Origin of the sequence: Paracoccus haeundaensis, assembly GCF_006239215.1 — a bacterium.
Classification (GTDB): domain Bacteria; phylum Pseudomonadota; class Alphaproteobacteria; order Rhodobacterales; family Rhodobacteraceae; genus Paracoccus; species Paracoccus marcusii.
The window spans coordinates 129,653-152,607 of record NZ_VDDC01000013.1; the positions used below are offsets into that span (position 1 = coordinate 129,653).

Sequence of the window (22,955 nt, forward strand, 5' to 3'; positions counted from 1 at the left end):
TGCCCCGAAAATGACCAGCAACCTGCGCGACCGCCGCCGCCAGCAGACCGCCCGAGAGATCCAGCTGGCCGCGCTGCGGTTGAGCATCCGGTCGGGCTATGCGGCGGTCACCACCGATTCCATTGCCGCCGAGGCAGGGATCAGTCCGCGCACCTTCTTCAACTATTACGCCAACAAGCAGGCCGCGGTCCTGGGCATGCCGCCGCAGCTGGAACCCTGCACGGCCGATTGGATCGTGACGTCCAAGGGGGCGCTGATCGACGATCTGGCGCTGTTGCTGGGACGGATGCTGGAGCTGAAGGATCTGGACCGCCAGGTCGTCCGCATGATCGAACAGGTCTGGGACACCACCCCCGAGCTGATGGCCGTGTTCCGCAATTCGATGGACAACATCGCCCTGACGATCGGCGGGCTGCTGCACGCCCGCCTGGGCCCCGACCGCCAGGCCGAGGCGATGCTGATCGCCGAACTGGCGACCCACGCGTTGTCGCATGCCGTGCGCACCTGGGCGGGGGACGAGACGATGACCGAATCCGACATTCCCGACATGCTGCGCCAGCAGATGCGGCAGGTCGGCGCGCTGCTGACCTAGAAGGTCAGGCGGGTGCGGCGGCTGTCCGCGTCCAGCGTCACCTGCAACGTGCCGTCGATCTGCGATGTCGCTCCCTCCAGCAGGATCGAGCCGAAGCCCGCATCGGGTTCGTCCTGCGCCCGCGGCGCGTCATAGCGTTCGGTCCAGTCCAGCACCGCCCTGTCGCCATCGCGCCGCCACGTGATCTGCAGCGCACCATCGACCGGCCCCAAGACGCCGTACTTGAACGCGTTCGTGGCCAGTTCGTGCAGGATCAGCGACATCGGGACCACCAGGCGGGCCGGGATGGTCAGGTCGTCACCGCCGCTGTCGATCCGCGCACCATCATAGGGCGCCAGCGTGGTCGCGATCAGATCGGCCAGAGGCAGCTGCGATTTGGTGCCCCGCGCCGTGGTCAGTCCGTGAGAGCTGGCCAGCGCATTGATCCGGGCAGAGACCTCCTCGACCACGGTTTGGGCGTCGTCGGTCTCGCGGGCTGCCATCCGCAGCATTGCCGAGATCTGGGTGAACAGGTTCTTGACCCGGTGGTCCATCTCGGAAATCACCGCTTCACGCAGCGTGGCGGCCGATTGCGCGGCGGTCACGTCCAGCATGACCCCCAGCACGCGGCAATCGCCGTCGTCGGTCCCGAACCGCGCGGCCGCCGTCTCCAACCGCACGGCGGAGCGTGCGTCGGACGAAGGTGACACGACACGCCGAAAGGCCGTGCCCGCGGCGCAGGCCTGCAGGTCGGCCAGGAGCCCGTCACGGTCGGCGGGCGCGATCAGGGCCGCAAAGGCCGACAGCGGCAGCTGCGCCGTCTGGCCCAGGCCCAGCAGGTCTGAGCTGTCGTCGATGGTCAGCATCCGCGATGCGGCGTCGTAATGCCAGACCGCGATCCGCGCCATGGACCGCACCGCGTTCAGCCGCTCCTCCTGCCGCTCGACCTCGACGCGCAGGTCGCGCAGCGCGGTGACGTCCTCGAAGACCAGCATGGCGCCGTCCAGATGCCCCTCGGGGCCGCGATAGGGCTTGGCATCGACGCGCCAGACACGGGTGCCGCCGGCCTCGACCAGCTCGGTCCCCTGCGCCTCGCCCTGGCGGGCCACCTCGGCCGCCATCGACAGCAGGACGTCGCTGGCAAAGACGTTGGACACGTCGGCCAGGGGGCGGCCGTGATCGGACCGGCGCAGCGGAAAGATCTGCAGCGCCGCGGCGGTGAAGTTGCGCACCCGCACGTCGCGGTCGACCACCAGCAGGGGGATCTTGGTCGCGGAAAAGAAGTTCTGCAGGTCGCTGTTGGCGGCCGTCAGATCGTCGATCTTGGACTTCAGCTCGTCGTTGACGGTGCTCAGCTCCTCGTTCGTGGACTGAAGCTCCTCGTTCATCGACATCATTTCTTCGTTCGAGCTCTTCAGCTCCTCGTTCGCGGTCTCAAGCTCTTGGACGGCGCCGTGCAGCTCGATCCGCGTCAGGCGCAGCTGCTCCTCCAGCAGGTCCGACCGGGATTCGGTGACGCTCAGTTCGTCCGTCTCGTCCAGCGTGTCGGGCAGGGCCTGTGCGCCCGCGTCGTGAAATACCAGCAGGACGCTGCGGTCGGGCAGGGGCTCCGCGAACAGGGTCACCGGCTGTGCCCCCAGGTCGGACCGCGCCAGCAGGTTGCGCAGGATGGCCGCGCGGCCAGTTCCGGCCACCTGGTCCAGCGCGGCGGTCACCGCCTCCTTGAGGCCCGGATGCACGATCTGCGGTGCCAGGATCGGCTTTCTGGCGGTCGGATCGACGGCCAGGAAACGGCCCAGCCTGCCCGCCGTCCACAGGACCTCTCCCGCAGGGGACACCTGCAGCGAGGCGGGCGCGAACCGGTCCAGGACCCGGCGCTGTGCGGCAAGGGCCCCGTCGCGGGCCGCGCCCTCCTCGGCCTTGCGGCTGCGGGTGGCGGGGGAGGGGCGGTCGCCCTCGGACCGCAGGAACGGCATGTCCAGCGGCAGGCGCGCGGGCGTCGCGTCGCGCTGGAACAGCCGCGCGGGGCGGTCCAGTTCGGTGAAGTGCATGGATTCGCGACGCACCCCTTCGGACGGGCCCAGAAACAGGTAGCCGCCGGGGCGCAGGGCATAGTGGAACAGCGGCAGCACCTGCGACTGCAGATCTTCGTCCAGATAGATCAGCAGGTTGCGGCAGGAGATCAGGTCGACCCGCGCAAAGGGTGGATCGCGCAGCACCGAATGCAGCGAGAAGCGCACCCGGTCGCGCAGCTGCGGCGTGATCTGCATCAGCGCGTCGCGATGTGTGGTATAGGCCGCGCGCATCTCCTCGGGGATGTCGGCCAGGGCGCTGATCGGATAGGTGCCGGCGCGGGCGATCTCGATCATCTTCTTGTCGATGTCGCTGGCGAACACGGTGAAGCGGGGCCGCAACCCGGCGGCGCGCATTTCCGTATCGATCAGCATCGCGACGGAATAGGCCTCCTCGCCGGATGAGCAGCCGGCGACCCAGACGCGCAGCTCCTCTCCGTCGGCGGCCGCGACCATCGGGCGGATCGCCTGTTCGCGCAGGGCCTGGAACATCTCGGGGTCGCGGAAGAACCGCGTCACGTTGATCAGGAACTCGTTCAGCAGCGCCTCGCATTCGTCGGGATGGCGCTGCAGGTGGCGCAGATAGTCGCGCGTGCCGGCAATGTTGAGGACCTGCAGCCGCCGGCGGATGCGCCGCACCAGCGTCGTCATCTTGTAGCCGGAGAAATCGTGCCCGCACCGGTCCAGCAGGTGTCGGCAGATCAGCCGCGCATCGGCCAGCATCGCGTCGTCGGCCTGCTGCGTTTCGCTGGAATCGAAGAACTGCAGGATGGCGGGCACGATCCGTTCCGGCGGCAGAACATAGTCCACCAGCCCGGTCGACTGCGCAGAGAGGGGCATTCCGTCATACCGGGCGGTACGCGGTTCCTGGATGACGCAGATGCCGCCATGTTCCTTGACCGCGCGCAGCCCCAACGTGCCGTCCGCCCCCGTGCCCGACAGGATCACGCAGGCAGCGGCCGGGCCGCGGTCATGCGCCAGGCTTTCGAAGAAGTCGTCGATCGGGCGGCGCAGCCCGCGCGGCTGGTCGAAATCGGTCAGGTGCAGGCGTCCGTCGCTGATCAGCATCCGCGCGCCGGGGGGTATGGTATAGACATGACCCGGCTGCAGCACCGTGCCGTCGGTCGCCTGCTGCACGCTGAGCGCGGTGCGCCGATCCAGCAATTCGGCCAGAACGCTGTCATGCGTCGGATCCAGGTGCTGGATGACGACATAGGCGGCTGGGTCCTCGCGCCGGACGTCACGCAGCAGGTCGTGCAGCGCCTCGAGCCCCCCGGCCGAGGCGCCGATGCCGACGACGGCGAAGGGCGGACGCGTGGTGGCGCGTGCGGGCGAGGCGTCATTCATCGCGCAATGTGATCCTTGCAAGCGTGCTGATTGAACGAGCGATCAGCCCCGTGGAATCCGACATGATCAGTCCGAACTGTCCCGCGGCCCGGCGCAAGTCCGCCATGTTGCGACTAAGTGCCACATCATCGCGCGCGATCGTTCCTGCCGCGTCCGATGCGGTCACGTCGAACTGCGACCCGATCACGAAACGCAGCGTGCCGTCGCTGCCGCGCAGCTTGGACATGAACACCAGGTTCATGAACGACCGCCCGTCGCGGGTGCGGTTCAGGACCGGGAACCGCCCGTCATCCTGTGCATCGTCGGCCAGGAACCGCGACATCGCGCCGATCTGGTCCCTCGGCGTGGCGGAGGATTGCAGAAAGCGGCAGTTGCGGCCCAGGCTGTCGTCGGCGTCAAAGCCGGTCAGCCGGCAGAAGGCGTCGTTGACCATGCACAGCGGCATGTCGGGCATCGCCGCCGCCAGGGAAATGGCGATCCGCGACCGCGCGATCTGGGCGCGCAGGGCTTCGGGCAGCGTGGGGTCGGGCATCGTCATCCTGTTGCGGCGGGCCATGTCCCCGACGTTCAACCGTACAATATTAATCCCCGCCGCCTGGAACAAGTCACGTTTTTACCGCCTGTCCGGTGCTGGCGCGGACAACCAGATCGACGCCCAGGGTGATGCTGTCGATGACCTGCTGGCCCTGCATGCGGGCCAGCAGGACTTCGGCGGCGCGCCGGCCAAGGCGGGCGCGGTGCTGGCGGATCGTGGTCAGGCCGGGGCTGCTGTAGGCCGCCATCTCGATGTTGTCGAACCCCATGACCGAGATGTCCTGCGGGACCCGCAGCCCGGCCACGATCAGCCCGTGCATCAGGCCGATCGCCATTTCGTCGTTGTCGCAGAAGACCGCGGTGGGACGGTCGGGCATGGCCAGCACCTGCGCGGCCATCTGCTGGCCGAACCGGGCGGTGAAATCGCCGGTGATGCTGTCCCCGGGGCCGGGATCGGGCAGCCCCGCCTGCGCCAGACCCTGCAAGAAGCCCTGGCGGCGCGACAGGGTCAGCGAACTGCCCTGCGGCCCGGTCAGGTGCAGGATGCTGCGGTGCCCCAGGTCGGTCAGATGCCGGGCGGCCAGGCGGCCCCCTTCGACATTGTCGGCCAGCACGCGGGGGGCGGACAGGCCGTCGATCCATTCGCAGGCCTGCACCAGGGGCGGACAGCCGGGACGGGCGAACAGGCCCGGCTCCATCTGCCCGTCCAGTACGATCACCCCGTCCGAGCGCGACCGCGTCAGATAGGGGCCCAGCACCTTCATCGCCGGCTGGTCAGGCACGGCGGTCGTGTCCATCACCAAAAGGCTGAGGTTATGACGGCGCAACACCTCGGAGATGCCCGACAGGATCTGCGAGAAGAACGGATTGGCCAGGTTCGGTACCAGCGCCAGCACGCCGCCCACCTGCTGCTGACGCAGGTTCCGGGCGGTGAAGTTCAGCGTGTAGCCGGTCTGCGCGATCGCCGCCTCGACCGCCTTGCGCGTGGTTTCCGACACGATCGACGGGTTCGAGATGGCCCGGCTGACCGTCGCCACGGACACCCCCGCCAGCTTGGCGACATCATGGATTCGGGGCGGACGCGATTGATCTGACACAAGAAACCTTTGTTCGGGACAGCATCAGGCTTAGCGGAAAAATTGATGTTGTAAACCTTTTCATCCTGTGAGAACGTCAGATGAAACCGATTACATGATGCGGAATCGGGCAAGGGGAACTTCGGAGGGGAAGTTCCGGGAGGATGTATGAAGACGATCAAGGGCCCCGGCCTTTTCCTGGCCCAATTCGTGGGCCCGCAGGCACCGTTCGACAGCTTTGGCGCGATCACGGCATGGGCTGCCGATTGCGGCTATCTGGGCGTGCAGGTGCCGTCGGGGGCGGAGGTGCTGATCGACCTGGATCTGGCCGCGACCTCGACCACGTATTGCGACGATCTAAAGGGGCAGGCCAACGGGTTGGCCATCACCGAACTGTCGGCCCATATCCAGGGTCAGCTGGTCGCCGTCCATCCGGCCTTTGACGAGGCGTTCGACGGGTTCGCCCCGGCCACGCTGCGGGGCAATCCGACGGCCCGTCAGGCATGGGCGGTGGATCAGATGCGCAAGACCATCGATGCGTCGGCCAACCTTGGCCTTGACCGGATGGCGGCGTTCTCGGGGGCGCTGGCCTGGCCGTACTTCTATCCTTGGCCGCAGCGCCCCGCGGGCCTGGTCGAGGCGGCATTCGACGAACTGGCCGCGCGCTGGCGTCCGATCCTGGACCATGCCGACAGCCGCGGTGTCGACATCTGCTTCGAGATCCATCCCGGAGAGGACCTGCACGACGGCGTCACCTTCGAGATGTTCCTGGACCGTCTGGACCAGCATCCGCGGGCCAAGATGCTGTATGATCCGTCGCACTACCTGCTGCAGCAGCTTGATTACATTGAGAACCTGGACATCTATGCCGACCGGATCGGCATGGTCCATGTCAAGGACGCCGAATTCAATCCGACCGGTCGGCAGGGCGTCTATGGCGGCTTTCAGCCTTGGGCGCAGCGCGCCGGCCGCTTCCGCAGCCTGGGCGACGGTCAGGTCGATTTCGGCGCGATCTTTTCCAAGCTGGCGGTGATGGGGTTCGACGGCTGGGCCGTGGTCGAATGGGAATGCGCGATCAAGCACCCCGAGGACGGCGCCCGCGAAGGGGCGGCCTTCGTGCGCGACCACATCATCCGCGTGACCGACCGCGCTTTTGACGATTTCGCAGATGGGGGTGCCGACATGGAAGCCAACCGCCGCATGCTGGGGCTGTCCCGATGAACCGCCCGATCCGTCTGGGCATGGTCGGGGGCGGCGAGGGGGCGATGATCGGCAACGTCCATCGCATCGCCGCGCGGCTGGACGGCCGGTTCGACCTGATCGCCGGCGCCCTGTCCTCGGACGAGACGCGCGCGGCCGAGAGTGCGCGTGCCTTGGGCATCACCCGCAGCTATGGCGATTTTCGCCAGATGGCGCGTGACGAGGCTGCCCGTCCCGACGGGATCGAGGCCGTGTCGGTCTGCACCCCGAACCACCTGCATGAACCCGTGTCACGCGCCTTTCTGGAACAGGGCATCCATGTCATCTGCGACAAGCCGATGACCGCGACGCTGGATCAGGCGCAGGCCTTGGCCGACCTGGCCGGGCGGTCGGATGCGCTGTTCATCCTGACGCACAACTATTCCGCCTACCCCCAGATCCGGCAGGCCCGCGCAATGATCGCGCGCGGCGATCTGGGCACGCTGCGGCTGGTCCAGGTCGAATACGCCCAGGACTGGCTGACCCAGGACACGGACAGCAAGCAGGCCGCATGGCGCGGCGACCCGGAGCGCGCGGGCGCCGGCGGCGCGATCGGCGACATCGGCACGCACGCGTTCCAGTTGGCGCGGTTCGTTACTGGCGAACTGCCCGACCGGCTGGCTGCGGACCTGACCAGCTTCGTCCCCGGCCGCAGGCTGGACGACAACGCGCATATCCTGCTGCGCTATGCGTCGGGGGCCAAGGGGATGCTGTGGGCCTCGCAGGTGGCGCCGGGAACGGAGAACGGCCTGCGGCTGCGGGTCTATGGCGACAAGGGCGGCCTGGAATGGCAGCACGACACGCCCGAGACGCTGAGATACACCCCCTTCGGCAAACCGGCGCAGATCCTGCGCCGCGCCGGGCCGGGCAGCACCCAGGACGGCAGCCGCGTGCCCCCCGGCCATCCGGAAGGATACCTCGAGGGGTTCGCGAACCTTTATGCCGAGGCCGCGCAGGCGATCCGCAGCGGCACCATGCCCGACACCCTTCCCGGCGTCCGCGACGGGCTGGAGGGGTTGCAGTTCATCGACGCCTGCATCCGGTCAAACGCGGCGGATGCGGCCTGGGTCCAGGTGACGCCATGACCGATCCCATCCTGGCGCTGAACGGCGTCACCAAGTCCTTTGGTCCCATCGAGATCCTGCACGGCGTCGATTTCGCCCTGCATCCCGGAGAGGTCCACGCCCTGATCGGCGAGAACGGCGCAGGCAAGTCCACGACGATGAAGATCCTGGCCGGATACCTGGACCCCACGGGCGGGCAGGTGACGTGGCAGGGCAAGCCCATCACCTTTGCCGGGTCGGACGAGGCCGAGGATCTGGGCATCATCATGATCCATCAGGAGTTCAACCTGGCCGAACACCTGTCGGTCGATCAGAACGTCTTTCTGGGCCGCGAACTGCAGCGCGGGCTGCTGCTGGATCACAAGGCGATGCGGGCGCAGACGGCCGATCTGCTGGGTCAGCTGCAGTGCCGGGTCGATCCGGGCACGCCGGTCAACCGCATCTCGGTCCCCGACAAGCAGATGGTCGAGATCGCCAAGGCCCTGTCGCGCAAGGCGCGCGTCTTGATCATGGACGAACCGACCGCCGTGCTGACCGAACGCGAGACCGAGGTGCTGTTCGCCCAGATCGACCGCCTGCGGGCGGAAGGGGTGGCGATCCTGTACACTTCGCACAAGCTTGGCGAGGTCAAGCGCATCGCCGACCGCGTGACGGTGCTGCGCGACGGCACGATGGTGCGGTCGGACCTGACCGCCGACGTCACCGAAGACGACATGGCCACCGCCATGGTCGGGCGCGAGCTGTCGGACCTGTTCCCGCCCAAGGCCGCCCACGGGGCCGAGCCGATCCTGGAGGCGCAGGGCGTCAGCGTGCCCGGTGTGGTCCATGACGCGTCCCTGGTGCTGCACCGGGGCGAGGTGCTGGGCATCGGTGGCCTGGTCGGATCGGGGCGTACCGAACTGGCCGAGGCCATCGCGGGCCTGCGCCCACGCAGCGGCACCGTGCGCCTGAAGGGGCAGGACCTGCCCGCCAACCACGTCGCGCAGGCGATGCGGGCCGGCCTGGTCTATCTGACCGAGGACCGCAAAGGCGCGGGTCTGTTGCTGGACAAGACGCTTCGCGAGAACCTGACCCTGGGCCAGCTGGACCGGTTCGGCAGCCCCCTGATCGACCGCAAGCGCGAGGAGGCCGCGCTGGACACGGCCATCGGCGACTTCGCGATCCGCGCGCCCGAACGCGGCATGGCGGTGGGCGATCTGTCGGGCGGCAACCAGCAGAAGCTGCTGTTGGCCAAGACCCTGCTGTCGGACCCCCAGGTGGTCATCATCGACGAACCCACCCGCGGCATCGACATCGGCACCAAGCAGCAGATCTATACCCTAATTGCACGGTTGGCCGCCGAAGGCCGCAGCATCATCGTCATCTCCTCGGAAATGCCCGAACTGATCGGTCTGGCCAGCCGCGTGGTCGTCATGCACGCTGGTCGCATCGTGGGCGAACTGGCCGACGCGGCCGTGACCGAGGGCAATATCGTGCGTCTGGCCATGGGGATGGACCATTCCCAGGGCGGACATGAAAAGGACAGCGCCGCATGAGCATGGCAACCACCGCCCCGACCCGGCGTCCCAGGGTCAATCTGGCCGTCGTCGCGCCCATCGTGGCGCTGATCGTGCTGGTCCTGATCGGCATGGCGCTGAACCCGAACTTTCTCAGCTTTGCCAACATCACGAACGTGCTGGCGCGGTCGGCTTTCATCGGCATCATCGCCATCGGCATGACCTTCGTCATCACCGCGGGCGGGCTGGACCTGTCCGTCGGGTCGATGGCGGCCTTTGTCGCCGGGCTGATGATCCTGGTGATGAACATGCTGACCGAAAGCATGGGCGGCGGGCTGCCCGTCATCCTGATCGGCATCGCGCTGGCGCTGTTCACGGGACTGGCCGCGGGCTTCATCAACGGCATCCTGATCACCCGCGCTGGCATCGAGGCGTTCATCCTGACCCTGGGCACGATGGGCATCTATCGCAGCCTGGTGACCTGGCTGGCCGACGGCGGCACGCTGTCCCTGGGCTATGAGATGCGCGAGCTGTACCGCCCCGTCTATTACGACGGCATCCTGGGGATCAGCTGGCCCATCATCGTCTTTGCCGTGCTGGCGATCCTGGGAGAGATCACCATGCGCCACACCGCCTTCGGCCGCCACTGCGCCGCCATCGGTTCGAACGAGAAGGTCGCGCGCTATTCCTCGGTCGCGGTGCTGCGGGTGCGGTTGATGACCTATGTCCTGCTGGGCACGCTGGTCGGCATCGCGGTCGTGATGTACGTGCCGCGCCTTGGATCGGCATCCGCCACCACGGGCCTGCTGTGGGAGCTGGAGGCGATCGCCGCGGTGATCATCGGCGGCACCCTGCTGAAGGGCGGCTTCGGCCGGGTCTGGGGCACGGTCGTGGGGGTCCTGATCCTGTCGCTGATCGGCAACCTGCTGAACCTGACCGACTTCGTCAGCCCCTATCTGAACGGTGCCATCCAGGGCGTCGTCATCATCCTTGCCGTCGTGCTGCAGCGAAACACCGGCGCCGCACGCTGATTTTCACCTGTGGGAGGAGTAACCACCATGAGAAAGACCCTGATTGCCACGACCGCCCTGATGGGCCTGACCGCTGTTCCGGCGCTGTCGGAAACCATCGGCATCTCGATCCCGGCGGCGACGCATGGCTGGGCGGGGGCGCTGAACTTTCACGCCGAACGCACCGTCGCGCGGCTGTCCGAGGCGAACCCCGATCTGGAATTCGTGCTGACCACGACCTCCGATCCCGGGCAGCAGGTGTCGGACCTTGAGGACATGGTGGCCACCCGCGGCATCGACGCGCTGGTCGTCCTGCCCTTCGAATCCGAGCCCCTGACCGGCCCGATCCAGCGCATTGCCGACAGCGGCGTCTGGGTCACCGTCGTCGACCGCGGCCTGGCCCAGGAGGGCATCGAGAACCTGTATGTCGCAGGTGACAACGACAGCTTCGGCCGCACCGCAGGAACGTATTTCGCCGATACCCTGGACGAGGGCGCCAAGGTCGTCGTGATGCGCGGCATCGCCTCCACCGTCGACAACGAGCGCGTGGCGGGTTTCGAGGCTGCGCTGGAAGGGTCGGGCATCGAGGTGCTGGCGATGGATCACGGCAATTGGAACCGCGACACGGCCTTCAACCTGATGCAGGACTGGCTGTCGCGCTTCCCCGAGATCGATGCGGTCTGGGCGGCGGATGACGACATGGCCGTGGGCGCGCTGGCGGCCATCGACCAGGCCGGCCGCACCGAGGAGATGTTCGTCGTCGGCGGCGCCGGGATGAAGGAAATGGTCCAGCGCATCCAGGACGGCGATCCGACGGTTCCGGTGAACGTGACCTATCCGCCGGCGATGATCTCGACCGCGATCGAGATGACCGCCTTGGGCCTGACCTCCGGCGCGCCCATGTCAGGCGAATTCATCATCGCCTCCGAGCTGATCACCCCGGAGAACGCCGAGAGCTTCTATTTCGAAGACAGCCCGTACTGACGACGACGCGGCGCGGGATGTGACCCGCGCCGCATTCCGACCCCGGAGGAGGGGGTCGTTCCGCCCCGAAATGTAAACGGTTTCATATTTCGCCCGAGGGCGTGACCGGGGCCTGCATCAAAGGGAGGATAACCATGACCGATCTGTCGGACCGCGCGACCATGACCCGGCGCGGACTGTTTCACGGCGCCAGCGGCCTTGCGGCGCTTGGGGCGGGGCTGGGCGCCGTGCCCCTGATGGCCCAGGATGCGCAGCCTGCGGGGCTGCAGGGCAACATCAACCATTCCGTGGCGCGCTGGACCTTTGGCGACCTGCCGCTGGCCGACCTGTGCCAGCTGGCCCGCCAGACCGGCCTGGGCGCGATCGACCTGTGCGGTCCGGACGACTGGCCGGTGCTGGCCGAACACGGGCTGGCCAGTTCGATGTGCAACGGCGCCGAGATCAGCCTGGAGGATGGCTGGGCGGACCCTGCTAACCACGACGAACTGACCGAACGCTATCTGCGTCACATCCCGCTGGTCGCGGAGGCGGGGCATGTGAACCTGATCTGCTTCAGCGGCAACCGCCGGGGCATGTCCGACGAAGACGGCCTGCGCCATTGCGCCGAGGGCCTGTCGCGCATCCTGCCCGCCGCCCGCGATGCCGGCGTCGTGCTGCAGATGGAGCTGCTGAACAGCCGCGTCAATCATCCCGATTACATGTGCGACCGCAGCGCATGGGGCGTGGCGCTGTGCGAACGGCTGCAAAGCCCGCAGTTCAAGCTGCTCTATGACATCTACCACATGCAGATCATGGAGGGCGACGTGATCCGCACCATCATGCGCGACCATCGCTGGTTCGGGCATTACCACACCGCCGGCAATCCCGGCCGCAACGACCCCGACGACAGTCAGGAACTGAACTATCCCGCGATCTGCAGGGCAATCCGGGACACGGGCTATCAGGGTTGGGTGGCGCAGGAGTTCATCCCGCGCGACCCCGCCCCGCAGGCCGCCGCCGCATCGCTGCGCGACGCGGTGCTGACCTGCGACGTCTGAACGCCTCAAGCAATTTCTAGAAAGGAACGCCAGATGGCAGACAACATGCATTACGACGCGATCGTCGTCGGATCGGGCATCAGCGGCGGGTGGGCCGCAAAGGAGCTGACGGAGAAGGGCCTGAAGGTCCTGATGCTGGAACGCGGCCGCAACATCGAGCATCTGACCGACTATGTGAACGCCGACAAGGAGGCCTGGGACTATCCCCACCGTGGCACCGCGACCATGGAGATGAAGGACAACTATCCCGTCCTGTCGCGCGACTATCCCCTGAACGAACAGACCTTCGGCATGTGGGCCAACGAGCAGGAGAACCCCTATGTCGAGGCCAAGCGCTTTGACTGGTTCCGGGGCTATCACGTCGGCGGGCGCAGCCTGATGTGGGGTCGCCAGTCCTATCGCTTCTCGGACACAGACTTCACCGCCAACGAACGCGAGGGGATCGCGACCGACTGGCCGATCCGATATGCCGACATCGCGCCCTGGTACGACCATGCCGAACGCTTTGCCGGCATCTCGGGGACGAACGAGGGGCTGGACATCCTGCCCGACGGGCAGTTCCTGCCGCCCATCCCGCTGAACATCGTCGAAAAGGACGTGGCCGCACGCCTGCGCAACGCATTTGGCGGCAAGCGGTACCTGATCAACAGCCGCGTGGCCAACATCACCGAGGCGCTGCCCGACCAGAACCGCGTCGCCTGTCAGTATCGCAACAAGTGCTGGCTGGGCTGCCCCTATGGCGCCTATTTCAGCACCCAGTCCGCGACGCTGCCCGCCGCGATGGCCACGGGCAACCTGACACTGCGGCCGTTCTCGATCGTCAAGGAGGTCCTCTACGACAAGGACCGCAAGCGCGCGACCGGGGTCGAGATCATCGATGCCGAGACGAACATGACCTATGAATACACCGCAGACGTGGTGTTCCTGAACGCCTCCAGCTTCAACTCCACCTGGGTGCTGATGAACTCGGCCACCGATGTCTGGGAAGGCGGTCTGGGGTCGTCGTCGGGCGAGCTGGGCCACAACGTCATGGACCACCACTTCCGCGTCGGCGCCGAGGGCAGGGTCGAGGGGTTCGACGACAAGTACTACTTCGGGCGCCGTCCGGCGGGCTTCTACATCCCGCGTTTCCGCAACATCGACGGCGAGGAGCGGCCCTATACCCGCGGCTTCGGCTATCAGGGTTCGGCCAGCCGCCAGGGATGGCAGCGCGACATCGCCGAATTGAACATCGGTGCGGACCTGAAGCAGGCGCTGTCGACGCCGGGCAACTGGACCATCGGCATGACCGGCTTCGGCGAGATGCTGCCCTATCACGACAACGCCATCTCGCTTGACCGGGGAACGACGGACAAGTGGGGCCTGCCGGTCCTGTCCGTCAGCGTCGACCTGCGCGAGAACGAGATGCGCATGCGCGAAGACATGAAGCAGGACGCCGTCGACATCCTGGAGGCCGCCGGCGTCAAGGACGTCAAGCCGGTCGACCGCGACTATGCCCCCGGCATGGGCATCCACGAAATGGGCACGGCACGCATGGGCCGCGATCCGAAGACCTCGGTCCTGAACGGCAACAACCAGGTCTGGGATGCGCCGAACGTCTATGTGACGGACGGGGCCTGCATGACCTCGGCCAGCTGCGTGAACCCGTCGCTGACCTACATGGCGCTGACCGCGCGTGCGGCGGATCACGCCGTCAAAGCCCTCAAGAACGGAGATCTGTGATGAACCGTCGCGACCTTCTGACGATGATCGCCGCCGTCACCGGGACGGCCATGCTGGGTGCGGGCCGGGTGATGGCCTATGTCCCGACCGAGACCGGAGAGAACCTCTTCACCCCCCAGGATGCGGCCTTCCTGGACGAGGTGGCCGAGACGATCATTCCCGCCACCGACACGCCGGGCGCCAAGGACGCGGGCGTAGGCGCCTTCATGACCCAGTTCGTCAGCGACTGCTATGACGCCGAGGAGCAGGCGGCGTTCCGCGACAGCATCGACACGCTGAAATCCGAGGCCCAAGCACAGTTCGGCAAGCCGTTCGAGGACCTGACCGCCGAGGAGCGCCAGCAGATGCTGCAGGAGGCCATGGTCGCCGCCAGCGCCCAGGCCGCCGTCGTGGCCCAAGCCAAGGAGGAGATGCGCATCCAGGCCCGCGACCAGCAGCAGTCGGCCGACACCGCCGCCACAGCGCAGGCCCAGACCGAGGCGGACCTGCCGGCGCTGCACTGGTTCACGCCGATACAGCAGCTGACGCTGTTCGGGTTCTTCACCTCCGAGATCGGTGCGACGCAGGTGCTGCGTTATGAGCCGGTGCCGGGCGAGTACATCGGCGATCTGGAATACGACGGCGGCCCGGCCTGGGCCACCTGATCCCGCCAACGGCCCCGGCATGCCCGGGGCCGCATTCTTTCGCAAAGGACATTGCCATGAAACTGATGACATCGATGGCCGCGCTGCTGGCGTTGGCCGCCCCCGCCCTGGCGCAGGACGCCCCCGAGCCGACCCGCGAGGAACGCCAGGCCCAGTCCCGCGTGACCGAGATCGCGGGCCCCGAGCCGCGGCTGGTCCAGACCCCTGAGGGCGAGCCGCCGTCGGACGCGGTCGTGCTGTTCGACGGGACGAACCTGGACGGGTGGGAATCCGTGAACGGCGGCGCGGCCGAGTGGGTCGTCGAGGATGGCGCGATGCGCGTCGCGCGCGGATCGGGCGACATCCGCACCACGGAAAGCTTCTGCGACGTGCAGCTGCATGTCGAATGGCGCTCTCCTCCGAACAACGAGGGGCATGACAGCCAGGACCGCGGCAACAGCGGCATCTTCCTGCAGAGCCGCTATGAGGTGCAGGTTCTGGACAGCTTCGAGAACCCGACCTATGCGAACGGGCAGGCGGGGTCGATCTACAAGCAGCACCTGCCGCTGGTGAACGCCTCGCGCGCACCCGAAGAATGGCAGACCTACGACATCATCTTCCAGGCGCCGATCTTTTCGGACGAAGGTGCGCTGCGCCGTCCGGCCCATGTCACCGTCCTGCACAACGGCGTCGTGGTGCAGAACCACGCCCAGATCCAGGGCGTGACCGAATGGATCGGCTATCCGGCCTACGAGGCGCATGACTGCGCGCCGATCCAGCTGCAGGACCATGACGCGGATGTCAGCTTCCGCAACATCTGGGTCCGCCCGATGTGATCCGGCCGGGTCCGCCCCCGCGGCGGGCCCCGGCATCCCCACCCGGCATCGCGACACGGAAAAAGGGGCCGCGACGATGTCGCGGCCCCAGTCAACCTGTCCGGCAGGGAGGGTTCAGCGCGTGGCGCTGTCCGGCAGGTTTTCCGTCAGGAAGGTGGCGCCGGTCATCACGACCTCGGCGGCATCCAGGGGCTGGTCATGCTCGATGATGTACCACTGCGCGCCGGCCTCCTCGGCGGCGGGCAGGATCGCGGCCCAGTCCAGCGTGCCTTCGCCAAGCGCCTTGAATCCCCGCTCGTCCTCGGCCTCGCCCTCGGGGGCGTTGTCCTTCGCGTGGATCGCAAAGACGCGGTCGTCGAAACGGCCCAGATACTCGACCGGGTCCAATCCGCCGCGCGCGACCCATGCCAGGTCCAGCTCGGCCATGACGTCCTCGCCCGCGGCCTCCATCATGATCTCCAGCGCGGTGCGGCCGTCGAACTCGACCATCTCGAAATCGTGGTTGTGATAGGCCAATGTCATGTCCGCCGCCTGCAGCGTCTCGCTGAGCGCCGCCAGTTCTTCGCCCAGGGCGGTCCAGCCGGCGGCATCCGCAGGACGGTCCTCCTCGGCCAGATAGGGGACGGTGATGACGTCGTTGCCGATCGCCTTGTTGAAATCGATCACCGCCTGCGCGTCGGCGCGCAGATCGGCCAGCTGTGCATGGGTCGAGATCGCCTCGATCCCGTATTCCTGCAGCTTGGCCGACAGGTCCTCGGCGGTGCTGTCCTGCATGCCGACGGTCTCCACCGCGGTCACACCCGCCGCCTGGACGGCGGCCAGCTGTTCATCAAGCGTGCCGTGGTCGCGCAGCGTGTACATCTGGACTGCGATGGGCAGGTCGGACGTGGCCGCATCCTGGGCCATCGCCATCGGTGCCACCAACGTGGCCAGCCCACCGATCAGGGCGGTTTTTGCAAATGTCATGATCTTCTCCTCTGGTCCCCGCTCCTCCGGGGGTTGTCCACAGATGTAATGGATTTCATTCCGTCTGAAAAGGATTACATTCACACAGGCCCGGCTTTTTGCTGCCCGGATCGGCACCCTACCGCCGCAATGCTTGCGCTGAGCGCCGTTTCGCCCTAGGCCCCCGCTGCGCCAACCAGAGGACATCATGGCCCAAAACGACCTGGAAGCCCGACATCTCGATACGCTGGACCGCGACCTGGGGCGGTTCTCGGCGCTAGAAAACGCCACCGCCTATGTCGCGCGCCCGCTGGTCGCGCCGGGCGTCGCGCTGGCCTTCGTGCTGCTGGCCGGGCTGGGGGCGATGGTCGCCTTCGGACAGACCGACAACACGCTGATCGTCGTGGTCGCGGCGATCTTCGGCGCCTACATGGCGCTGAACATCGGCGCCAACGACGTCGCGAACAACATGGGCCCGGCGGTCGGTGCGAATGCGCTGACCATGGGGGGCGCCATTGCCATCGCCGCCGTGTTCGAGACCGCGGGCGCGCTGATCGCGGGCGGCGACGTGGTCAGCACCATCTCTCGCGGGATCATCGATCCGCAGACGATCGGGACCGACGGCATCTTCGTCTGGGCGATGATGGCGGCGCTGCTGTCATCGGCGCTGTGGGTGAACCTGGCGACCTGGATCGGCGCGCCGGTCTCCACCACCCATTCCATCGTCGGCGGCGTGATGGGCGCGGGCATCGCCGCGGCCGGGTTCGGCGCGGTCAACTGGCCCACGATGGCGACCATTGCGGCCAGCTGGGTGATCTCTCCGGTGCTGGGCGGGCTGATCGCCGCGGCCTTCCTGTGGTTCATCAAGGCGCGCATCATCTATCGCGACGACAAGATCGCGGCCGCGCGCGTCTGGGTGCCGGTCCTGATCGGCATCATGGCGGGTGCGTTCGCGGCCTATCTGGCGCTGAAGGGTCTTAGCCGCATCATCGACGTGACCTTCTCCGGGGCGCTGATGATCGGCGCGGTGCTGGGCCTGGTCTGCTGGATCGTCATGATCCCGGTGATCCGCCGCCAGTCGCGCGGGCTGGAGAACCGCAACAAATCGCTCAAGGTGCTGTTCGGCATCCCGCTGGTCGTGTCGGCCGCGCTGCTGTCCTTTGCGCATGGTGCCAATGACGTGGCCAATGCCGTCGGGCCGCTGGCCGCCATCGTGCAGGCCCTGGGGTCGGGCGGCACGGCCGAGGCCGTGGCCATCCCGCTTTGGGTGATGCTGATCGGGGCGTTCGGCCTGTCCTTCGGTCTGTTCCTGTTCGGACCCAAGCTGATCCGCATGGTCGGCAGCCAGATCACCAAGCTGAACCCGATGCGTGCCTATTGCGTGTCGCTGTCGGCGGCGCTGACGGTGATCCTGGCCAGCTGGCTGGGTCTGCCGGTCAGTTCGACCCATATCGCCGTCGGTGCGATCTTCGGGGTGGGCTTCTTTCGCGAATGGGACGCGGCCCGCCGCGCCCGCGCCGTGCAGGGTCAGGCCCCGGAACGCCCCCGCACCGCCCCCGAGGAGCGTCGCCGCCGCAAGCTGGTGCGCCGGTCGCATGTGCTGACCATCGGCGCGGCCTGGGTGGTCACGGTTCCGGCGGCGGCGGCCCTGTCGGGGGCGCTGTTCTGGGCGCTGCGGGCGATCGGCGGCTAGGCGCCGCAGGCCGCCAGCCAGCGGCGGATCGCGTCCAGGGCAGGGGCCTCGTCCAGCCAGGGGATATGGGCGCGGCCGGGCACCTCGGCCAGGATCAGGTCCGGGCGCATGTCCTTCATGCGCGCGGCCACCGCAGGCGACAGAAGGTCCGAATTCGCCCCCCGGATCAGTGCGACCGGCAGGCCGGCCGTCGCCTGCCACAACGGCCACAGATCGACCGGATCGCCCTGGAACGCGGCCAGGAACGCCTCTCGCAGGGCGGGGTCATAGGTGATGCGCAACCCGTCCGGCGTTTCGTGGTAATGGCGGCGCACGTCCTCCAGCCAGCGTCCCGGCGGCACGTCGGCAAAGCCCGGCATCAGCCCGGGCAGGCGCGCCGCCAGTTCGGAATGGCTGGCAGCCGCGGGATTGCGCCCGACATAGTCAAAGATCCGCTCCAGCCCGGCGCGCGCGATCTCGGGGCCGACATCGTTCAGACACAGGCCCGACAGGCGGTCATGTGCGGTCGCGGCCAGCACCATGCCGACCAGCCCGCCGCGTGACGTGCCCAGCACCGCGGCCCGGTCGATCCCCAAATGATCCAGCAGGTCGATCGCATCGCGCGCCTCGCGCGGGACGGTATAGGTTTCGGCCCCGGTCCATTCGGACGCGCCGCGGCCGCGGTAATCCATGCGGATCAGGCGCACCCCGGTCAGGTGCGGCGCGACATAGTCGAAATCGGACATGCTGCGGGTCAGGCCCGCCAGGCACAGGACGGGCAGGCCGGTCCCCTGGTCAGAAAAGGCGATGCGCGCCCCGTCACCCGCCGTGAAAACCGCCATGCTGCCCCCCCTGTCGTGATCGCCGCTACAGGTTCTCGCTCTGCGGCATGCCCAGCACGTGATAGCCGCCATCGACCATCACGATCTCTCCGGTGGTACAGGCGCCCCAGTCGGACAGCAGCCAGACCGCGGTGCCGCCGATGGATTCCAGCGTAGCATTGGCGCGCAAGGGCGCATTGGCCTCGGTGTGCCGGAACGTCTTGCGCGCGCCGCCGATGGCCGCGCCTGCCAGCGTCTTCATCGGGCCGGGGCTGATGGCGTTCACGCGGATGCCGTCCGGGCCAAGGTCGTTGGCCAGATACCGCACGCTGCTTTCCAGCGCGGCCTTGGCGACGCCCATCACGTTGTAGAACGGCGTCACGCGGTTCGACCCGCCATAGGTCAGGGTGATGATCGACCCGCCGCCCGATCCGTCCTTGGCCGCCATCAGCGGATGGGCGCGGCGCGCGACCTCGATCAGCGAGTAGCAGCTGATCTCCAGGCTGTGCTTGAAGTTGGCGCGGCTGGTGTTCATGAACCGGCCGGTCAGCTCGTCCTTGTTGGAGAAGGCGACGGCGTGGATCACGAAGTCGATCGACCCCCACCGGTCGGCCAGCGTGGCGAAGGCCGCGTCCAGCGACGCGTCGTTCGTCACGTCCACATCGACCAGCAGGTCCGACCCCACAGAGGCCGCCAGCGGTTCGACCCGCTTGCCGAACGCCTCGCCCTGATAGCTGAACGCCAGCTCTGCCCCCTGGTCGGCCAGCGCGCGCGCGATGCCCCAGGCAATGGACCGCTCGTTGGCGACCCCCATCACAAGCCCGCGCTTGCCCTTCAGAAGATCGCCCATGCGTTGGTCCTTTGCCTCAGTCCTGATAGCGCGACATCAGCAGGGTGGCATTCGTGCCGCCAAAGCCGAAGCTGTTCGACAGGACCGAATCCAACCCGGCGTTGTCCACGCGGCTGGTCGCAATCTCGCCCGATTGAATCTCGGGGTCCAGCGTCGTGACGTTCGCCGAGGCCGCGATGAAGTCATTCTGCAACATCAGCAGGCTATAGATCGCCTCGTGAACGCCGGTTGCGCCCAGGGAATGCCCGGTCAGCGACTTGGTCGAGCTGACGGGCGGGGTCGACCCCTCGCCGAAGATGCGGCGGATGGCCTTGATCTCGCCCAGATCGCCCACGGGCGTCGAGGTGCCGTGCGCGTTGATGTAGCTGACCTTGCGGTCCTCGGGCAGGGTGGACATGGCCACGCGCATCGCACGCTCGCCGCCCTCGCCGGAAGGGGCGACCATGTCGTAGCCGTCGCTGGTCGCGCCGTAACCCGTGACCTCGGCATAGATCTTGGCGCCGCGCGCCAGGGCGTGGGACAGCTCCTCCAGCACGACGACGCCGCCGCCGCCCGCGATCACGAACCCGTCGCGCGTCGCGTCATACGGGCGCGACGCGGTTTCGGGCGTGTCGTTGTATTTCGACGACATCGCGCCCATCGCGTCGAACAGGCACGACAGCGTCCAGTCCAGCTCCTCGCCGCCACCGGCGAAGACGATGTCCTGCTTGCCCATCTGGATCTGCTCGACCCCGTTGCCGATGCAATGCGCCGACGTCGCGCAGGCCGAGGTGATGGAGTAGTTCACGCCCTTGATCTTGAAGGGCGTGGCAAGGCAGGCCGAATTGGTGGAGGACATGCAGCGCGTGACCATGAAGGGGCCCATGCGCTTGGGGCTGCCTTTCTCGATCACCGTTTGATGCGCCAGAAAGAAGTTCGACGTGGACGGCCCGCCCGATCCCATGATCAGGCCGGTGCGCTCGTTCGAGACGTCGCCTTCCTCCAGGCCGCTGTCCTTGATGGCCTGTTCCATGGCCAGGAAGTTGTAGGCGGCACCGGGACCCATGAAGCGCAGGTTGCGCTTGTCGATATGGTCCTCCAGCACGATCTGCGGCATGCCGTGGACCTGGCTGCGAAAGCCGTGCTCGGCATATTCGGGGGCGAAGACGATGCCCGACTTGCCCGCGCGCAGGCTGTCAGTGACCTCGTCGGCATTGTTGCCGATGGGGGATACGATACCAAGCCCGGTGATGACGACACGACGCATGGGGGCCTCCTTGAATGGGTGGGGTCAGCTGGCCGACAGGGCCACTTTCATGTCCTTGACCTGATAGATCAGCTCTCCGTCCGCCTCGACCCGGCCATCGGCCACGCCCATGGTCAGGCGACGGGTCTGGACGGCCTTGGTGAAATCGACGGTATAGCGCAGCATCTTGCGGTCGGGCCGCACCATGCCGGTCAGCTTGACCTCTCCGACGCCCAGGGCGTAACCGCGCCCCTGCCAGCCGCGCCAGCCCAGGTTGAAGCCGGTCAGCTGCCACAGCCCGTCCAGGCCCAGGCAGCCGGGCATGATCGGGTTGCCGGGAAAGTGGCAGCCGAAGAACCACAGGTCGGGCGTGATGTCGAATTCGGCGACGATATGGCCCTTGCCATGCGCGCCGCCGTCCTCGGACACGTCGGTGATGCGGTCCATCATCAGCATGGGCGGTTCGGGCAGCTGGGCATTTCCGGGGCCGAACAGTTCTCCACGCGCGCAGGCAAGCAGGTCGTCGCGGTCGAAGCTGGTCTGGGTCAATGCCATCCGGGTCATGCCTTCATCTGTGCAGCCCCTGCGGGCCGGTCGGTTTTTCAGGTTGCCGCAGGGTCTATCATCCGGGGCAAGACCCGCGCAAGGGCAAGCCGCAGCCGTCTAGAACCACTGTCCCGGCTCCATCAGGCCCAGGTCCATCAGCTGCTGGCTGGTCCAGTCGAAGCGGTGCGAATTGCGCCAGGTCATGTCGCGGACCTGTTCGCGCGATCCGGGGTTGCGTACCAGCGCCTTGGCGACCCGAAAGGATGCCACAGCGGCCGTCAGGTTGTGGTGCCAGGGACAGGAGTAGGTGTTGTACTCCTCGATCGAGAAGCGGTGGTCGGCGGTCACCGTCAGGCCGGGGGCGGCGCGGAACAGCGCGATGCGGTCGATGCGGCGACGGTCTGCCGGCAGGAACTCCTCATAGCGCCAGCGCAGGCCGCCGTGAAAGTCCAGCTGGCGTTCGCGGATCTGGCCGTCCGCGCCGCGACGGCCCAGGGCATAGTATCCCGTCCGGTCGAACAGCGCCCCGTCAAGATCGACCGCGTCGGGGCAGGCCCGCAGATCACCCGCATAAAGATCAATCACATAGGACAGCATCGCGGCGCGCCGTTCCTCGGTGTGAAAGGCCAGCATCTCTCCGACGCTTCGGGTCTCGCAGAAGGGATAGAACAGGAACTCGGCGTTGAAGCCGTAGTAAAGCCAAGTGCCGGTCGGCACGGCGCGGATCACCGCGTTCACCGCCTGGACATGGGCCGCGGGCCTGCGCGGGTCGTAGCGCAGCTGCGTCACCTGCGCGGCCATCGCGTCGGGCAGATCCTGCGGCTGGTCCGACATCAGCAGGATGTGGCGAAAGCCCCGGTCCAGATGATGGCGCAGCGTTGCCGCGACGGCGGTGTCATCCTCGACCAGGATCACGGCAAGCGGTCCGCGGGCCAGGACGGCGGGCCGCCCGGCCAGGAACGGCGCCATGTCCCGGATCGGCAGGACCGTCATCAGCGCATGACCGCCTTGACCTGCTCCAGCGCGGCGGCCAGCAGGGCGGGGTCGCCCTGTGCCTCCGACACCAGCTGCTTGAGCGTCTGCTTCTGCGTGTCGGGGATGGCCGCGCTGTCGATGATGCTGTCGACCTGGGCGCGGTCGAAGCCCTCGGGGGTCAGCAGCGCCTCGATCCGGGCGGCGACGGTGGCGGCATCGGCCGTCTCGGCGGCGGCCTCCGCCGCGTCCTGCGCGGCGCTGGCGGCCTCCTGCGCGGCGGCGTCGGCGGTCAGGCCGGTGACGCCCGCGG

At 67.5% G+C, this 22,955-nt stretch carries 20 protein-coding genes and 1 pseudogene; 11 read left to right on the plus strand and 10 right to left on the minus strand.

The window, feature by feature from the left end:
* The first annotated feature begins 10 nt into the window (after nucleotides 1–10).
* Nucleotides 11–592: a TetR/AcrR family transcriptional regulator gene (locus tag FHD67_RS08675; RefSeq protein ID WP_052714870.1), complete on the plus strand. Its 582-nt coding sequence runs from the start codon at nucleotides 11–13 to the stop codon at nucleotides 590–592.
* Here FHD67_RS08675 and FHD67_RS08680 read toward each other — a convergent pair.
* The 3 genes from FHD67_RS08680 to FHD67_RS08690 form a co-directional block, all read right to left on the minus strand.
* The gene (locus tag FHD67_RS08680) at nucleotides 589–3,990 is read right to left on the minus strand and encodes a chemotaxis protein CheB (RefSeq protein WP_139598461.1); all 3,402 of its coding nucleotides are present in this window, start codon (nucleotides 3,988–3,990) and stop codon (nucleotides 589–591) included. The two genes, FHD67_RS08675 and FHD67_RS08680, sit on opposite strands and share 4 nt — an antisense overlap.
* Nucleotides 3,983–4,522 (minus strand): PAS domain-containing protein, encoded by a 540-nt coding sequence (locus FHD67_RS08685; protein WP_176695085.1) that lies wholly within the window; start codon nucleotides 4,520–4,522, stop codon nucleotides 3,983–3,985. Before FHD67_RS08685 ends, FHD67_RS08680 begins: the two co-directional genes overlap by 8 nt.
* A 73-nt stretch (nucleotides 4,523–4,595) precedes the next feature.
* Nucleotides 4,596–5,621 carry a LacI family DNA-binding transcriptional regulator gene (locus FHD67_RS08690; protein ID WP_045998785.1) on the minus strand — a complete coding sequence of 342 codons (1,026 nt, stop codon included), beginning with the start codon at nucleotides 5,619–5,621 and terminating at the stop codon, nucleotides 4,596–4,598.
* Between the two features lie 147 nt (nucleotides 5,622–5,768).
* Between FHD67_RS08690 and FHD67_RS08695 the strand changes: the two genes are divergently transcribed.
* From FHD67_RS08695 to FHD67_RS08735, 9 genes are all read left to right on the plus strand, one after another.
* Nucleotides 5,769–6,821: a sugar phosphate isomerase/epimerase family protein gene (locus FHD67_RS08695; RefSeq protein ID WP_045998786.1), complete on the plus strand. Its 1,053-nt coding sequence runs from the start codon at nucleotides 5,769–5,771 to the stop codon at nucleotides 6,819–6,821.
* Nucleotides 6,818–7,924 carry a Gfo/Idh/MocA family protein gene (locus FHD67_RS08700; protein WP_139598463.1) on the plus strand — a complete coding sequence of 369 codons (1,107 nt, stop codon included), beginning with the start codon at nucleotides 6,818–6,820 and terminating at the stop codon, nucleotides 7,922–7,924. Before FHD67_RS08695 ends, FHD67_RS08700 begins: the two co-directional genes overlap by 4 nt.
* Complete coding sequence (locus FHD67_RS08705) at nucleotides 7,921–9,438, plus strand: sugar ABC transporter ATP-binding protein (RefSeq protein WP_045983179.1); 1,518 nt, start codon at nucleotides 7,921–7,923, stop codon at nucleotides 9,436–9,438. The genes FHD67_RS08700 and FHD67_RS08705 overlap by 4 nt, the downstream gene beginning before the upstream one ends.
* Entirely contained in the window at nucleotides 9,435–10,430 is a 996-nt protein-coding gene (locus tag FHD67_RS08710; RefSeq protein WP_045983178.1) for an ABC transporter permease, read from the plus strand. Before FHD67_RS08705 ends, FHD67_RS08710 begins: the two co-directional genes overlap by 4 nt.
* Before the next feature lie 27 nt (nucleotides 10,431–10,457).
* Nucleotides 10,458–11,393, plus strand: a complete 936-nt coding sequence (locus FHD67_RS08715; protein ID WP_139598464.1) for an ABC transporter substrate-binding protein — start codon at nucleotides 10,458–10,460, stop codon at nucleotides 11,391–11,393.
* 134 nt (nucleotides 11,394–11,527) lie between these two features.
* A complete protein-coding gene (locus FHD67_RS08720) occupies nucleotides 11,528–12,430 on the plus strand; it encodes a hydroxypyruvate isomerase family protein (protein WP_139598465.1) in 903 nt (300 codons plus the stop codon).
* 33 nt (nucleotides 12,431–12,463) lie between these two features.
* The gene (locus tag FHD67_RS08725) at nucleotides 12,464–14,152 is read left to right on the plus strand and encodes a GMC oxidoreductase (protein ID WP_045983176.1); all 1,689 of its coding nucleotides are present in this window, start codon (nucleotides 12,464–12,466) and stop codon (nucleotides 14,150–14,152) included.
* Nucleotides 14,152–14,796, plus strand: coding sequence for a gluconate 2-dehydrogenase subunit 3 family protein (locus FHD67_RS08730; protein ID WP_139598466.1), 645 nt, complete (start codon nucleotides 14,152–14,154; stop codon nucleotides 14,794–14,796). Before FHD67_RS08725 ends, FHD67_RS08730 begins: the two co-directional genes overlap by 1 nt.
* Before the next feature lie 56 nt (nucleotides 14,797–14,852).
* On the plus strand, nucleotides 14,853–15,611 hold the full coding sequence (locus FHD67_RS08735) for a 3-keto-disaccharide hydrolase (protein ID WP_139598467.1): 759 nt from the start codon (nucleotides 14,853–14,855) through the stop codon (nucleotides 15,609–15,611).
* A 114-nt stretch (nucleotides 15,612–15,725) separates the two neighbouring features.
* Here FHD67_RS08735 and FHD67_RS08740 read toward each other — a convergent pair whose 3' ends face one another.
* A complete protein-coding gene (locus tag FHD67_RS08740; RefSeq protein ID WP_139598468.1) occupies nucleotides 15,726–16,577 on the minus strand; it encodes a sugar phosphate isomerase/epimerase family protein in 852 nt (283 codons plus the stop codon).
* Between the two features lie 187 nt (nucleotides 16,578–16,764).
* Here FHD67_RS08740 and FHD67_RS08745 point away from each other — a divergent pair, with 187 nt between their 5' ends.
* The gene (locus FHD67_RS08745) at nucleotides 16,765–18,249 is read left to right on the plus strand and encodes an inorganic phosphate transporter (protein WP_045998792.1); all 1,485 of its coding nucleotides are present in this window, start codon (nucleotides 16,765–16,767) and stop codon (nucleotides 18,247–18,249) included.
* Here FHD67_RS08745 and FHD67_RS08750 read toward each other — a convergent pair.
* From FHD67_RS08750 to FHD67_RS20395, 6 genes and pseudogenes are all read right to left on the minus strand, one after another.
* Nucleotides 18,246–19,070 carry an alpha/beta fold hydrolase gene (locus FHD67_RS08750; RefSeq protein WP_045998793.1) on the minus strand — a complete coding sequence of 275 codons (825 nt, stop codon included), beginning with the start codon at nucleotides 19,068–19,070 and terminating at the stop codon, nucleotides 18,246–18,248. The genes FHD67_RS08745 and FHD67_RS08750 overlap by 4 nt on opposite strands.
* Nucleotides 19,071–19,095: 25 nt before the next feature.
* Nucleotides 19,096–19,899: an enoyl-ACP reductase FabI gene (locus FHD67_RS08755; protein ID WP_045983170.1), complete on the minus strand. Its 804-nt coding sequence runs from the start codon at nucleotides 19,897–19,899 to the stop codon at nucleotides 19,096–19,098.
* A gap of 16 nt (nucleotides 19,900–19,915) precedes the next feature.
* A complete protein-coding gene (gene fabB / locus FHD67_RS08760; RefSeq protein ID WP_045998794.1) occupies nucleotides 19,916–21,145 on the minus strand; it encodes a beta-ketoacyl-ACP synthase I in 1,230 nt (409 codons plus the stop codon).
* Between the two features lie 24 nt (nucleotides 21,146–21,169).
* The gene (fabA, locus tag FHD67_RS08765) at nucleotides 21,170–21,679 is read right to left on the minus strand and encodes a bifunctional 3-hydroxydecanoyl-ACP dehydratase/trans-2-decenoyl-ACP isomerase (protein WP_045983185.1); all 510 of its coding nucleotides are present in this window, start codon (nucleotides 21,677–21,679) and stop codon (nucleotides 21,170–21,172) included.
* A 108-nt stretch (nucleotides 21,680–21,787) separates the two neighbouring features.
* Entirely contained in the window at nucleotides 21,788–22,654 is an 867-nt protein-coding gene (locus FHD67_RS08770; RefSeq protein WP_369799394.1) for a glycosyltransferase family 2 protein, read from the minus strand.
* A gap of 8 nt (nucleotides 22,655–22,662) precedes the next feature.
* Nucleotides 22,663–22,955, minus strand: a pseudogene (locus FHD67_RS20395) (hypothetical protein); the annotation flags it as partial.